The sequence below is a fragment of the Bacillus sp. KNSH39 genome (assembly GCF_052656585.1).
Map to the genome: position 1 here is coordinate 4,167,501 of NZ_JBQXYO010000001.1, position 13,635 is coordinate 4,181,135.

Annotated in this window: 12 protein-coding genes, 2 rRNA genes and 1 riboswitch (1 of these 15 cut by a window edge); of the genes, 13 read left to right on the forward strand and 1 reads right to left on the reverse strand. The window is 39.0% G+C overall.

Annotated features, from left to right (window positions below):
* Both ACUL40_RS21375 and rrf read left to right on the forward strand, forming a co-directional pair.
* Positions 1-1,093 (forward strand): 23S ribosomal RNA (locus tag ACUL40_RS21375); it begins 1,829 nt to the left of the window's first position.
* A gap of 48 nt (positions 1,094-1,141) precedes the next feature.
* Positions 1,142-1,257, forward strand: a 5S ribosomal RNA gene (gene rrf, locus ACUL40_RS21380).
* Positions 1,258-1,300: 43 nt separating this feature from the next.
* Here the strand turns inward: rrf and ACUL40_RS21385 are convergent.
* On the reverse strand, positions 1,301-1,573 hold the full coding sequence (locus tag ACUL40_RS21385; RefSeq protein ID WP_074047936.1) for a hypothetical protein: 273 nt from the start codon (positions 1,571-1,573) through the stop codon (positions 1,301-1,303).
* 254 nt (positions 1,574-1,827) lie between these two features.
* Positions 1,828-1,929: riboswitch (purine riboswitch) on the forward strand.
* 110 nt (positions 1,930-2,039) lie between these two features.
* Here ACUL40_RS21385 and purE point away from each other — a divergent pair.
* The 11 genes from purE (at position 2,040) to purH (ending at position 13,605) form a co-directional block, all read left to right on the forward strand.
* Positions 2,040-2,525: a 5-(carboxyamino)imidazole ribonucleotide mutase gene (gene purE, locus ACUL40_RS21390; RefSeq protein WP_000839365.1), complete on the forward strand. Its 486-nt coding sequence runs from the start codon at positions 2,040-2,042 to the stop codon at positions 2,523-2,525.
* A complete protein-coding gene (gene purK / locus ACUL40_RS21395) occupies positions 2,522-3,673 on the forward strand; it encodes a 5-(carboxyamino)imidazole ribonucleotide synthase (protein ID WP_000196774.1) in 1,152 nt (383 codons plus the stop codon). Before purE ends, purK begins: the two co-directional genes overlap by 4 nt.
* Entirely contained in the window at positions 3,670-4,977 is a 1,308-nt protein-coding gene (gene purB, locus ACUL40_RS21400) for an adenylosuccinate lyase (protein WP_000625682.1), read from the forward strand. The genes purK and purB overlap by 4 nt, the downstream gene beginning before the upstream one ends.
* An 88-nt stretch (positions 4,978-5,065) precedes the next feature.
* Positions 5,066-5,785, forward strand: coding sequence for a phosphoribosylaminoimidazolesuccinocarboxamide synthase (purC, locus tag ACUL40_RS21405; RefSeq protein WP_001170544.1), 720 nt, complete (start codon positions 5,066-5,068; stop codon positions 5,783-5,785).
* Positions 5,778-6,032: a phosphoribosylformylglycinamidine synthase subunit PurS gene (purS, locus tag ACUL40_RS21410; protein ID WP_000278823.1), complete on the forward strand. Its 255-nt coding sequence runs from the start codon at positions 5,778-5,780 to the stop codon at positions 6,030-6,032. The genes purC and purS overlap by 8 nt, the downstream gene beginning before the upstream one ends.
* A complete protein-coding gene (purQ, locus tag ACUL40_RS21415; protein ID WP_000666774.1) occupies positions 6,029-6,712 on the forward strand; it encodes a phosphoribosylformylglycinamidine synthase subunit PurQ in 684 nt (227 codons plus the stop codon). The genes purS and purQ overlap by 4 nt, the downstream gene beginning before the upstream one ends.
* Complete coding sequence (gene purL, locus ACUL40_RS21420) at positions 6,696-8,915, forward strand: phosphoribosylformylglycinamidine synthase II (RefSeq protein WP_065382292.1); 2,220 nt, start codon at positions 6,696-6,698, stop codon at positions 8,913-8,915. Before purQ ends, purL begins: the two co-directional genes overlap by 17 nt.
* Positions 8,900-10,315: an amidophosphoribosyltransferase gene (gene purF / locus ACUL40_RS21425; RefSeq protein WP_000879025.1), complete on the forward strand. Its 1,416-nt coding sequence runs from the start codon at positions 8,900-8,902 to the stop codon at positions 10,313-10,315. Before purL ends, purF begins: the two co-directional genes overlap by 16 nt.
* A 105-nt stretch (positions 10,316-10,420) precedes the next feature.
* Positions 10,421-11,461, forward strand: a complete 1,041-nt coding sequence (purM, locus tag ACUL40_RS21430; RefSeq protein WP_074047937.1) for a phosphoribosylformylglycinamidine cyclo-ligase — start codon at positions 10,421-10,423, stop codon at positions 11,459-11,461.
* Positions 11,458-12,045: a phosphoribosylglycinamide formyltransferase gene (gene purN / locus ACUL40_RS21435; protein WP_074047938.1), complete on the forward strand. Its 588-nt coding sequence runs from the start codon at positions 11,458-11,460 to the stop codon at positions 12,043-12,045. The genes purM and purN overlap by 4 nt, the downstream gene beginning before the upstream one ends.
* A 24-nt stretch (positions 12,046-12,069) precedes the next feature.
* Positions 12,070-13,605 (forward strand): bifunctional phosphoribosylaminoimidazolecarboxamide formyltransferase/IMP cyclohydrolase, encoded by a 1,536-nt coding sequence (gene purH / locus ACUL40_RS21440; RefSeq protein WP_445423009.1) that lies wholly within the window; start codon positions 12,070-12,072, stop codon positions 13,603-13,605.
* Positions 13,606-13,635: the final 30 nt, after the last annotated feature.

Genomic DNA, 13,635 nt, shown 5'->3' on the forward strand with positions numbered 1-13,635 from the left:
GTAAGGCGAAGTATAGGGGGTGACACCTGCCCGGTGCTGGAAGGTTAAGGAGAGGGGTTAGCGTAAGCGAAGCTCTGAACTGAAGCCCCAGTAAACGGCGGCCGTAACTATAACGGTCCTAAGGTAGCGAAATTCCTTGTCGGGTAAGTTCCGACCCGCACGAAAGGTGTAACGATTTGGGCACTGTCTCAACCAGAGACTCGGTGAAATTATAGTACCTGTGAAGATGCAGGTTACCCGCGACAGGACGGAAAGACCCCGTGGAGCTTTACTGTAGCCTGATATTGAATTTTGGTACAGTTTGTACAGGATAGGCGGGAGCCATTGAAACCGGAGCGCTAGCTTCGGTGGAGGCGCTGGTGGGATACCGCCCTGACTGTATTGAAATTCTAACCTACGGGTCTTATCGACCCGGGAGACAGTGTCAGGTGGGCAGTTTGACTGGGGCGGTCGCCTCCTAAAGTGTAACGGAGGCGCCCAAAGGTTCCCTCAGAATGGTTGGAAATCATTCGTAGAGTGCAAAGGCATAAGGGAGCTTGACTGCGAGACCTACAAGTCGAGCAGGGACGAAAGTCGGGCTTAGTGATCCGGTGGTTCCGCATGGAAGGGCCATCGCTCAACGGATAAAAGCTACCCCGGGGATAACAGGCTTATCTCCCCCAAGAGTCCACATCGACGGGGAGGTTTGGCACCTCGATGTCGGCTCATCGCATCCTGGGGCTGTAGTCGGTCCCAAGGGTTGGGCTGTTCGCCCATTAAAGCGGTACGCGAGCTGGGTTCAGAACGTCGTGAGACAGTTCGGTCCCTATCCGTCGTGGGCGTAGGAAATTTGAGAGGAGCTGTCCTTAGTACGAGAGGACCGGGATGGACGCACCGCTGGTGTACCAGTTGTTCTGCCAAGGGCATAGCTGGGTAGCTATGTGCGGAAGGGATAAGTGCTGAAAGCATCTAAGCATGAAGCCCCCCTCAAGATGAGATTTCCCATAGCGTAAGCTAGTAAGATCCCTGAAAGATGATCAGGTTGATAGGTTCGAGGTGGAAGCATGGTGACATGTGGAGCTGACGAATACTAATAGATCGAGGACTTAACCATATAATATGTAGCAATGTTATCTAGTTTTGAAGGAATATGCCTTCATAGTTTGGTGATGATGGCAGAGAGGTCACACCCGTTCCCATACCGAACACGGAAGTTAAGCTCTCTAGCGCCGATGGTAGTTGGGACCTTGTCCCTGTGAGAGTAGGACGTCGCCAAGCAAGAACCTAAGTTATTTTGACTTAGGTTTTTTTGTGTTTATTTTTATTTACCGAATGCTATAATCCGTAAATTTAATAAAGCTACAGACGAAAAAAGAATGAAGTAGAGACTCTTTAAAATAATAGTAATGATTTTTTGTGTTCCTGATTTTCCTAATGTCACTAAAGTAATACTTAAAATAGGACACATTATTTCTATCATAAGTATATATTTTAAATAATGAGATGCTATAAATAAATATTTAATAATTACAGAAATTACTGCAATAGAGAAAAATAAATAGGATAATAGCCAAGTTCTTTCTTTAACAGTTATCCTCCTTAGAAATTAAATCGTTATAATAATACAAGAGTGTATATATTTTGATTAAAAACATACTGAAGTGCTATTTAAACGATAAATACATAAAATAGATCTCTAGAAATATATATTCTAATTCCCTTTTCTTCTTGTATATAGTTGCAATTCTTCTTTTGAATATAACTAAAACACGAACGTTATTGACTGCTAATAAAAAAACATTCGATTATTTATTGACATTGTTTATGAAATATTGTTAATATAGCCATAGAAACAATAATATAAGACCTCATATAATCGCGGGGATATGGCCTGCAAGTCTCTACCTAACGACCGTTATTCGTTAGACTATGAGGGAAAGTCACTCGGTATTTTTCTATTCACAAGGGATACGTATGCCTGAGTAGAGCGCTTTCTCTCATAGTAAAAGAGAAACTGTTCTATTTCAGGCTTTTTTTATTTGAATCGGGGGGATTCTAATATGAAATCACTAGTTGGAGTCATAATGGGAAGTACGTCAGACTGGGAAACAATGAAATATGCTTGTGACATTTTAGATGAATTAAATATACCGTATGAGAAAAAAGTTGTATCCGCTCATCGGACTCCGGATTATATGTTTGAATATGCAGAGACGGCTCGTGAACGTGGATTGAAAGTTATTATTGCTGGAGCTGGTGGAGCAGCACATTTACCAGGAATGGTTGCAGCGAAGACAAATCTTCCTGTAATTGGAGTTCCAGTTCAATCAAAAGCATTAAACGGCTTAGATTCATTATTATCCATCGCCCAAATGCCAGGAGGTGTTCCAGTTGCAACTGTTGCAATTGGTAAAGCCGGTTCAACGAATGCTGGATTACTTGCCGCACAAATACTTGGATCATTTCATGATGATATACATGATGCATTAGAATTGAGACGAGAAGCGATTGAAAAAGATGTGCGTGAAGGTAGTGAGCTAGTATGACGAGAATCATTTTACCTGGAAAAACAATCGGTATTATTGGAGGCGGCCAGCTAGGAAGAATGATGGCATTGGCAGCTAAGGAGATGGGATATAAAATTGCTGTTTTAGATCCTACAAAGCATTCGCCATGTGCACAAGTTGCTGATATTGAAATTGTTGCACCATATGATGATTTAAAAGCAATTCAGCATTTAGCAGAGATAAGTGATGTTGTCACATATGAATTTGAGAATATTGATTATAGATGTTTACAATGGCTTGAAAAACATGCGTACTTACCACAAGGTAGTCAGTTGTTAAATACAACACAAAATCGTTTTACAGAAAAGAATGCGATTGAGAAGGCTGGGTTACCAGTAGCAACGTATAGATTAGTTCAAAATCAAGATCAGCTTACAGAAGCAATTGCTGGGTTATCATTCCCTTCCGTCTTAAAAACGACGACAGGTGGATATGATGGGAAAGGACAAGTTGTTTTAAGAAGTGAAGCTGATGTTGAGGCAGCAAGAAATCTTGTGGATAAAGCAGAATGTATTTTAGAGAAATGGGTGCCTTTTGAAAAAGAAGTATCAGTTATTGTGATTCGTAGTGTAAGTGGTGAAACAAAAGTGTTTCCAGTAGCAGAAAATATTCATGTAAATAACATTTTACATGAATCTATCGTTCCAGCTCGCATTACAGAAGAGCTTTCTCAAAAAGCAATTGCGTATGCAAAGGTACTTGCGGATGAATTAGAACTTGTGGGAACACTAGCTGTAGAGATGTTTGCTACAGATAATGGTGAGATTTATATTAATGAATTAGCGCCAAGACCTCACAATTCAGGACACTATACACAGGATGCATGTGAAACGAGTCAATTTGGTCAACATATTCGAGCAATCTGTAATTTACCTCTAGGAGAAACAAATTTGTTAAAACCAGTTGTCATGGTAAACATTTTAGGCGAACATATAGAAGGGGTCCTAAGACAAGTGAATAGATTAACCGGGTGCTATTTACACTTGTATGGAAAAGAAGAAGCAAAAGCACAGCGAAAAATGGGGCATGTTAATATTTTAAATGATAATATTGAAGTCGCTCTAGAAAAAGCGAAGAGTTTGCATATTTGGGACCATCAAGAACAACTGTTGGAGGGAAAAAGATGATTAGTCGTTATACACGCCCTGAAATGGGTGCGATTTGGACGGAAGAGAACAAATTTAAAGCGTGGTTAGAAGTTGAGATTTTAGCTTGTGAAGCATGGGCTGAGCTTGGCGATATTCCAAAAGAAGATGTTAAAAAAATTCGTGAACATGCATCATTTGATATTGATCGTATTTATGAAATTGAAAAAGAAACACGTCATGACGTAGTTGCATTCACTCGTGCTGTATCAGAAACGCCAGCATTAGGCGAAGAACGTAAATGGGTTCATTACGGTTTAACATCTACAGATGTAGTAGATACAGCATTATCTTACATCTTAAAACAAGCGAATGAAATTATATTAAAAGACTTAGAGAACTTTGTAAGCATTTTAGCTAACAAAGCGAAAGAGCATAAATACACAATCATGATGGGAAGAACACACGGTGTTCATGCAGAACCAACGACATTTGGTTTAAAACTTGGTCTTTGGTATGAAGAGATGAAACGTAACGTAGAGCGTTTCAAACAAGCTGCTGATACAGTTCGTGTTGGTAAACTATCTGGTGCGGTTGGTACATATGCAAATATCGATCCATTCGTAGAAAAATATGTTTGTGAAAATTTAGGATTAGAAGCAGCACCAATTTCAACACAAACATTGCAACGCGATCGTCACGCACACTACATGTCAACACTTGCACTAATTGCAACATCTATCGAAAAGATGGCAGTTGAGATTCGTGGTTTACAAAAGAGTGAAACACGTGAAGTTGAAGAAGCTTTCGCAAAAGGTCAAAAGGGTTCTTCTGCAATGCCACATAAACGTAATCCAATTGGTTCTGAAAATATGACTGGTTTAGCTCGTGTTATCCGCGGTTATATGATGACAGCTTACGAAAATGTTCCATTATGGCATGAGCGTGACATTTCTCACTCGTCGGCAGAACGCGTAATTTTACCAGATGCTACAATCGCATTAAATTACATGTTAAATCGCTTTGGTAATATTGTTAAAAACTTAACTGTATACCCAGAGAATATGAAACGTAATATGACAAGAACATACGGCTTAATTTATTCTCAGCGCGTAATGCTTACACTAATCGACAAAGGTATGGTACGTGAAGAAGCTTATGATATCGTACAGCCTAAAGCGATGGAAGCTTGGGAAACACAAGTACAATTTAAAGAGCTTGTAGAAGCTGATGAGCGTATTACAAGCAAGTTAACACAAGAAGAAATTAATGAATGCTTCAACTATGAGCATCATATGCAACACGTTGATACAATCTTTGAACGCCTTGGATTAAACGAAGCGTAAAATTTCATATGGCACAGAATAGAGTCATTCTGTGCCATTCTTTATAAAAATATTATTCACATTTTTCAAACTACAGGGGGCTTGCGAAATGCAAAAGCTAGAATTGCTGTATGAAGGTAAGGCAAAAAGAATTTATCGTACAGAATCAGCAGATATGGTTTGGGTAGAGTACAAAGATAGTGCGACTGCTTTCAATGGGGAGAAAAAAGAGACGATTACAGGAAAAGGTCGTTTGAACAATGAAATTACAACTTTATTGTTCAGAAAGTTACAAGAAGTGGGAATTAAAACACATTTTGTTGAGAAGTTATCTGAAACAGAACAACTTGTTAAAAAAGTGAGTATTATTCCTTTAGAAGTTGTCACAAGAAATGTAATTGCAGGAAGTCTTTCAAAACGATTAGGAATGGAAGAGGGAACTGTACTTGCAGAACCAATCGTAGAATTTTACTTCAAAGATGATGATTTAGGAGATCCGCTTGTAACGGAAGATCATATTCGTGTATTAAACGTTGCATCGCCAGAGCAAGTAAGTGTATTACGAGATATGGCTCTACAAATCAATCAAGTGTTGATTGATCATTTCGCAAGCTGTCGTGTAAGATTAGTAGATTTCAAATTAGAGTTTGGTGTAACGGAAGAAGGAGAAATCATTTTAGCGGATGAAATTTCACCAGATACTTGCCGTTTATGGGATGAAACGAGCAATGAAAAGTTTGATAAAGACGTATTCCGTCGTGATCTTGGAAATTTAACAGATGCTTATGAAGAGATTTTAAAACGTTTAGGGGGAATTTCACATGTATAAAGTTAAGGTATATGTAACATTAAGAGAAAGCGTATTAGATCCACAAGGAACAGCAGTAAAAGGAGCACTTCATAGTCTTTCATTCACAGAAGTACAAGACGTTCGAATCGGAAAGTACATGGAACTAACAATTGATAAATCTGTATCTGATTTAGATAGCAAGGTAAAAGAAATGTGTGAAAAACTATTAGCGAACGTTGTAATGGAAGACTTCCGTTATGAAGTTGAGGAGGTTGTCGCACAGTGAAATTTGCCGTAATAGTATTTCCGGGTTCGAACTGTGATGTCGATATGTTCCATGCAATTAAAGATGAGCTTGGCGAAGAAGTAGATTACGTTTGGCACGATACAGAGAATTTAGATGAATATGATGCAATTCTACTACCAGGTGGATTTTCTTATGGTGACTACTTACGCTGCGGTGCTATCTCTCGCTTTGCTAATGCAATGAAAGCAGTGCAAAAAGCTGCTGAGCAAGGAAAGCCGATTTTAGGTGTATGTAATGGATTCCAGATTCTTGTTGAATCAGGATTACTACCAGGAGCGTTAATAAGAAACGAAAACTTAAAATTTATGTGTCGCACTGTTCAGTTACGTGTTGAAAATAATGAAACGATGTTTACATCACAATATGAAAAAGATGAAATAATTAATATTCCAATCGCGCATGGTGAGGGGAATTACTATTGTGATGAAGCGACTCTTAAACAATTAGAAGAGAACAATCAAATCGCATTCCGTTATGTAGAAAACCCTAACGGTAGCGTTTCAGATATTGCTGGTATTGTAAATGAAAAAGGAAATGTACTTGGTATGATGCCGCACCCAGAGCGTGCTGTAGATGAATTACTTGGCGGTGCTGAAGGGTTAAAAGTCTTTCAATCTATCTTAAAACAGTGGAGGGAAACATATGTCGTTAATGCTTGAACCAAATCCAACACAAATTAAAGAAGAGCGTATATATGCGGAAATGGGGTTAACAGACGAAGAGTTTGCCATGGTTGAAAAGATTTTAGGTCGTCTGCCAAATTATACAGAAACAGGGTTATTCTCTGTAATGTGGTCTGAACATTGTAGTTATAAAAATTCAAAACCAGTGCTTCGAAAATTCCCAACAACAGGTGAGCGTGTTCTACAAGGGCCTGGGGAAGGTGCTGGAATTGTAGATATCGGTGATAATCAAGCAGTTGTATTTAAAATGGAAAGTCATAACCATCCTTCAGCTATTGAACCATATCAAGGAGCTGCAACAGGTGTTGGTGGTATTATTCGTGACGTATTCTCTATGGGAGCACGTCCGGTAGCTCTATTAAACTCACTTCGTTTCGGTGAATTACAGTCACCACGTGTGAAATATTTATTCGAAGAAGTAGTAGCAGGAATTGCAGGATACGGTAACTGCATCGGTATTCCGACTGTTGGCGGCGAAGTACAATTTGATCCATGTTATGAAGGAAATCCACTTGTAAATGCAATGTGCGTAGGTTTGATTAACCACGAAGACATTAAAAAAGGGCAAGCACATGGTGCTGGTAACACAGTAATGTACGTAGGAGCATCAACTGGTCGTGACGGTATTCACGGTGCAACATTCGCGTCGGAAGAACTATCTGAAAGCTCAGAAGCGAAACGTCCAGCGGTTCAAGTAGGGGATCCATTTATGGAAAAACTTCTTATTGAAGCGTGTTTAGAATTAATTCAATCTGATGCACTTGTTGGAATTCAAGATATGGGTGCGGCTGGTTTAACATCATCATCTGCAGAAATGGCAAGTAAAGCAGGAATGGGTATTGAAATGTACTTAGATGATGTACCACAGCGTGAAACAGGAATGACACCATATGAAATGATGCTATCTGAATCACAAGAGCGTATGTTAATTGTCGTGAAAAAAGGTAGAGAACAAGAAATAGTAGATTTATTTGAGAAGTATGGTCTTGCAGCGGTTACGATGGGGAAAGTAACAGAAGATAAAATGCTTCGTTTATTCCATAAAGGTGAAAAGGTAGCTGAAGTTCCAGCAGATGCTTTAGCAGAAGAAGCACCAATTTATCATAAGCCATCAAAAGAAGCAGCATACTTTGCTGAATTCCAAGCAATGAAAATGGAAACGCCAAAAGTAGAAAATTATAAAGAAACGTTATTCGCTTTATTACAGCAACCAACAATTGCAAGTAAAGAGTGGGTATACGATCAATACGATTACCAAGTTCGCACAAGCACAGTTGTTACGCCAGGTTCAGATGCTGCAGTTGTACGTGTACGCGGTACAGAAAAAGGATTAGCAATGACGACAGATTGTAACTCTCGCTACATTTATCTAGACCCAGAGATGGGCGGTAAAATTGCAGTAGCAGAGGCAGCGCGTAATATCGTATGTTCTGGCGGAGAGCCACTTGCAATTACAGATTGCTTAAACTTCGGTAACCCAGAAAAACCAGAAATCTTCTGGCAAATTGAGAAATCAGTAGACGGTATGAGTGAAGCTTGTCGCACATTACAAACACCAGTTATCGGCGGAAACGTATCGATGTATAACGAGCGTAGTGGTGAAGCTGTATATCCAACACCAACTGTTGGGATGGTCGGACTTGTGCATGACTTAAAACATGTAACAACACAAGAGTTTAAGCAAGCTGGTGATGTAGTGTATGTAATTGGTGAGACGAAAGCTGAGTTTGGCGGAAGTGAATTACAGAAAATGATTCACGGCAAAATTTTCGGTCAATCACCAAGTATCGATTTAGATGTAGAATTAAAACGCCAAAAACAAGTATTAGAAGCAATTCAAGCTGGTCTTGTTCAATCTGCACATGATGTTGCTGAAGGTGGTTTAGCAGTTGCGATTTCAGAAAGTGCAATTGGTGCTAAAGGCTTAGGTGCTACTGTGAAATTAGATGGAGAAGCAACAGCTGCATTATTCGCTGAATCACAGTCTCGCTTCGTGATAACTGTAAAACGTGAAAATAAAGAGGCGTTTGAGAAAGTGGTAGAAGCAATCCAAGTTGGAGAAGTAACAAGTACAAATGAAGTAACAATTCATAATGAAGAAAATGAAGTATTACTTACAGCAAATGTAGATGAAATGAGAAAGGCTTGGAAAGGGGCAATCCCATGCTTGCTGAAATAAAGGGGTTAAACGAAGAATGTGGCGTTTTCGGAATTTGGGGGCATGAAAATGCAGCACAAGTTTCATACTACGGATTGCACAGTTTACAGCACCGTGGGCAAGAAGGCGCAGGCATTGTCGTAAATAATGGGGAAAAAATCGTCGGTCACAAGGGGTTAGGTTTAATATCAGAAGTGTTTTCAAGAGGTGAGCTAGAAGGATTAAATGGAAAATCAGCGATCGGACATGTACGATATGCAACAGCTGGTGGAAGTGAAGTTGCTAACGTTCAACCATTGTTGTTCCGTTTTTCCGATCATAGTATGGCGTTAGCTCATAACGGAAATTTAATTAACGCAAAAATGCTTCGTCGTGAATTAGAAGCAGAGGGCAGTATTTTTCAAACTAGTTCAGATACAGAAGTACTTTTACATCTTATTAAACGTAGTACAAAAGATTCTTTAATTGAAAGTGTAAAAGAAGCTTTAAACAAAGTGAAAGGTGCGTTTGCGTATCTTTTACTAACTGGAAATGAAATGATCGTTGCATTAGATCCGAATGGGTTCCGTCCGCTTTCAATTGGAAAGATGGGGGATGCTTACGTTGTAGCATCTGAAACATGTGCTTTTGATGTAGTAGGTGCAACATACATTCGCGATGTAGAACCGGGTGAATTACTTATCATTAATGATGAAGGAATTCACGTAGATCGTTTCACAAACGATGTAGAACATGCAATTTGTAGTATGGAATATATTTACTTTGCACGACCAGATTCTAATATTGCTGGTGTTAACGTCCATGCAGCACGTAAGAATATGGGGAAACGTTTAGCGGCAGAAGCTCCTATTGAAGCAGATGTTGTTACTGGTGTACCAGACTCTAGTATTTCAGCTGCGATTGGCTATGCGGAGGCGACAGGTATTCCATATGAGTTAGGATTAATTAAAAATCGTTACGTTGGACGTACGTTTATTCAACCTTCTCAAGAACTGCGCGAGCAAGGGGTTAAGATGAAGCTTTCCGCAGTAAGAGGTGTAGTTGAAGGGAAACGAGTTGTTATGATTGATGACTCTATCGTAAGAGGAACGACAAGTAAACGAATTGTTCGTATGCTTCGTGAGGCTGGAGCGACAGAAGTTCACGTAAGAATTGCTTCACCACCTCTGAAATATCCATGTTTCTATGGCATTGATATTCAAACGAGAAAAGAATTAATTGCAGCAAATCATACAGTAGAAGAAATCCGTGAAATGATCGGAGCAGATTCTTTAACATTTTTAAGTGAAGATGGATTAGTAGATGCAATTGGACGTCCATATGAAGGGAAATATGGCGGCCTATGCATGGCTTACTTTAATGGGGACTATCCAACAGCTCTTTATGATTATGAGCAAGAGCTTTTAGAAAGCATGAAATAAGAAAAGTGAGAAAAGCTTCTACTTCTTTTGATGTAGGAGCTAGATCCTTTCTTAAAATAGCCCGCCCTGGATGGGGAGAAATTAAAAGACGAGGTGTAAATAACGATGGCGAATGCATATAAGCAAGCAGGAGTAGATATTGAAGCTGGATATGAAGCGGTATCTCGCATGAAAAAACACGTACAAACAACTATGAGAAAAGAAGTACTAGGCGGTTTAGGCGGTTTTGGAGGTATGTTTGATCTATCAAAATTTGCATTAGAAGAACCTGTATTAGTATCTGGAACAGATGGCGTGGGAACGAAATTGATGCTCGCTTTTATGGCAGATAAACATGACACAATTGGTATTGATGCAGTAGCAATGTGTGTAAATGATATTGTTGTCCAAGGAGCAGAGCCGCTTTTCTTCCTTGATTATATTGCTTGTGGTAAAGCTGAACCTAGTAAAATTGAAAACATCGTCAAAGGTATATCAGAGGGCTGTCGCCAAGCTGGTTGTGCATTAATCGGTGGAGAAACAGCTGAAATGCCAGGAATGTATTCTACGGAAGAATATGATTTAGCTGGTTTTACAGTTGGGATTGTTGATAAAAAGAAAATTGTAACAGGTGAAAAGATTGAAGCTGGTCACGTGCTAATTGGCTTAACATCTAGCGGTATTCATAGCAATGGTTACTCTTTAGTACGAAAAGTGTTATTAGAAGATGGGGAACTATCTTTAGAGCGTATTTATGGCCGCTTAGAACTACCTCTTGGTGAAGAATTATTAAAACCAACGAAAATTTATGTCAAACCTATTTTAGAACTATTGAAGAAACATGAAGTATACGGTATGGCGCATATTACAGGTGGTGGATTTATTGAAAATATTCCACGCATGTTGCCAGAAGGAATCGGTGCTGAGATTGAACTAGGATCTTGGGAAATTCAGCCGATCTTTAGTTTGCTTCAAGAAGTTGGAAAACTGGAAGAGAAAGAAATGTTCAATATTTTTAACATGGGTATTGGTATGGTAGTAGCAGTGAAGGAAGAAGATGCAAAAGATGTTGTTCGTCTTCTTGAAGAGCAAGGAGAAATGGCTCGTATTATTGGACGTACTATACAAGGAGCTGGCGTTACTTTTAATGGGGGCACAGCACTATGAGTAGATTAGCAGTTTTTGCTTCTGGAAGTGGATCTAACTTTCAATCTCTCGTTAATGCGGTAGAAGAAAAAAGATTGGATGCAGAAATTAGTTTATTAGTATGTGATAAATCAGAAGCACGAGCTGTTGGAAGGGCAAATTATCATCATATTCCGTGTTTTGCTTTTTCAGCGAAAGCATATGAGTCAAAAGAAGCGTTTGAAAAAGAGATATTAAAGAAGCTAGAAGAATATGAAATTGATTATGTTATTTTAGCTGGATATATGCGTTTAATCGGGCCGACGTTACTAGAAGCATACGGCGGGAAGATTATTAATATTCATCCATCATTACTACCGAGCTTTCCGGGTAAAGATGCTGTCGGTCAAGCGTTAGAAGCAGGTGTGAAAGTAACTGGAGTAACAATTCATTATGTAGATGCAGGTATGGATACAGGGCCAATTATTGCACAAGAAGCAGTGGTTGTTTCTGAAGGGGATACGAGAGAAAGCTTACAAAAGAAAATTCAACAAGTTGAACATAAATTATACGTAAATACAGTGAATCAAATTGTTCAGTCTGTGAAAGAATCAACTGTTAACTAACATACAACCAGGGGTGAAGGATAAATGAAAAAGCGTGCATTAGTAAGTGTTTCAGATAAAACAGGAGTAGTAGAATTTGTTAAAGGGTTACTAGAACAAGGGATTGAAGTTATTTCAACAGGTGGTACGAAAAAGTTACTAGAAGAAAATGGCTTACAAGTAATTGGTATTTCTGAAGTAACTGGTTTCCCTGAAATTATGGATGGCCGTGTGAAAACATTACATCCAAATATTCATGGTGGTCTATTAGCAGTTCGTGATAATGAAACACATGTAACACAAATGAATGAGTTAGGTATAGAGCCAATTGACTTTGTTGTTGTTAACTTATACCCATTTAAAGAAACAATCGCTAAGCCTGATGTAACATTTGCTGATGCAATTGAAAATATTGATATCGGTGGCCCAACAATGATTCGCTCTGCTGCGAAAAATCATAAATTCGTATCGGTAATTGTAGATCCAGTAGATTATGATATTGTGTTAGCAGAACTGAAAGAGAACGGTGAAGTAGCAGAGGAAACAAAACGTAAACTAGCAGCGAAAGTATTCCGTCATACAGCAGCGTATGATGCGTTAATTTCTAACTACTTAACAGAGCAAATGGGTGAAGAAAGTCCAGAAACATTAACTGTGACATTTGAGAAAAAGCAAGACTTACGTTATGGCGAGAACCCACATCAAAAAGCAACTTTCTATAAAGCGCCATTCGCAGCAACGTCTTCTGTTGCATACGCAGAACAATTACACGGTAAGGAATTATCGTATAACAATATTAATGATGCAGACGCAGCGCTTAGCATCGTAAAAGAATTTACAGAACCAGCAGTAGTAGCAGTAAAGCATATGAATCCATGTGGTGTTGGAGTAGGAACTAATATTCACGAAGCATATACTCGTGCTTATGAAGCAGATCCAGTATCAATCTTCGGCGGTATTATTGCAGCAAATCGTGAAATTGATAAAGCTACAGCAGAAAAGTTACATGAAATTTTCTTAGAAATTGTTATCGCACCTTCGTTCTCGCAAGAAGCTTTAGAAGTGTTGCAAAGTAAGAAGAACTTACGTTTATTAACTATAAATATTGAAAAAGCGACAAGTGCAAGCAAAAAACTAACTTCTGTACAAGGTGGACTTCTCATTCAAGAGGAAGATACGTTATCATTAGATGAAAGTACAATTTCAATTCCAACGAAACGTGAACCTTCAGAGCAAGAATGGAAAGATTTAAAACTAGCTTGGAAAGTTGTAAAACATGTGAAATCAAACGCAATTGTTTTAGCGAAAGATGACATGACAATTGGTGTCGGTGCGGGACAGATGAACCGTGTAGGTTCTGCAAAAATCGCAATTACACAAGCTGGTGAAAAAGCACAAGGTAGCGCGCTTGCATCTGATGCTTTCTTCCCAATGCCAGATACATTAGAAGAAGCAGCAAAAGCAGGAATTACAGCAATCATTCAACCGGGCGGATCAATCCGTGATGAAGATTCTATTAAAGTGGCAGATACTTATGGGATTGCTATGGTGTTCACTGGCGTACGTCATTTCAAACACTAATAGAGGATGTTTAAAAAGTCCGGTCGAGAT

Coding starts and splice junctions, on each gene's coding strand:
- purE (WP_000839365.1), top strand. CDS start 2,040: ATGAAATCACTAGTTGGAGTCATAATGGGAAGTACGTCAGACTGGGAA.
- purK (WP_000196774.1), top strand. CDS start 2,522: ATGACGAGAATCATTTTACCTGGAAAAACAATCGGTATTATTGGAGGC.
- purB (WP_000625682.1), top strand. CDS start 3,670: ATGATTAGTCGTTATACACGCCCTGAAATGGGTGCGATTTGGACGGAA.
- purC (WP_001170544.1), top strand. CDS start 5,066: ATGCAAAAGCTAGAATTGCTGTATGAAGGTAAGGCAAAAAGAATTTAT.
- purS (WP_000278823.1), top strand. CDS start 5,778: ATGTATAAAGTTAAGGTATATGTAACATTAAGAGAAAGCGTATTAGAT.
- purL (WP_065382292.1), top strand. CDS start 6,696: ATGTCGTTAATGCTTGAACCAAATCCAACACAAATTAAAGAAGAGCGT.
- purF (WP_000879025.1), top strand. CDS start 8,900: ATGCTTGCTGAAATAAAGGGGTTAAACGAAGAATGTGGCGTTTTCGGA.
- purM (WP_074047937.1), top strand. CDS start 10,421: ATGGCGAATGCATATAAGCAAGCAGGAGTAGATATTGAAGCTGGATAT.
- purN (WP_074047938.1), top strand. CDS start 11,458: ATGAGTAGATTAGCAGTTTTTGCTTCTGGAAGTGGATCTAACTTTCAA.
- purH (WP_445423009.1), top strand. CDS start 12,070: ATGAAAAAGCGTGCATTAGTAAGTGTTTCAGATAAAACAGGAGTAGTA.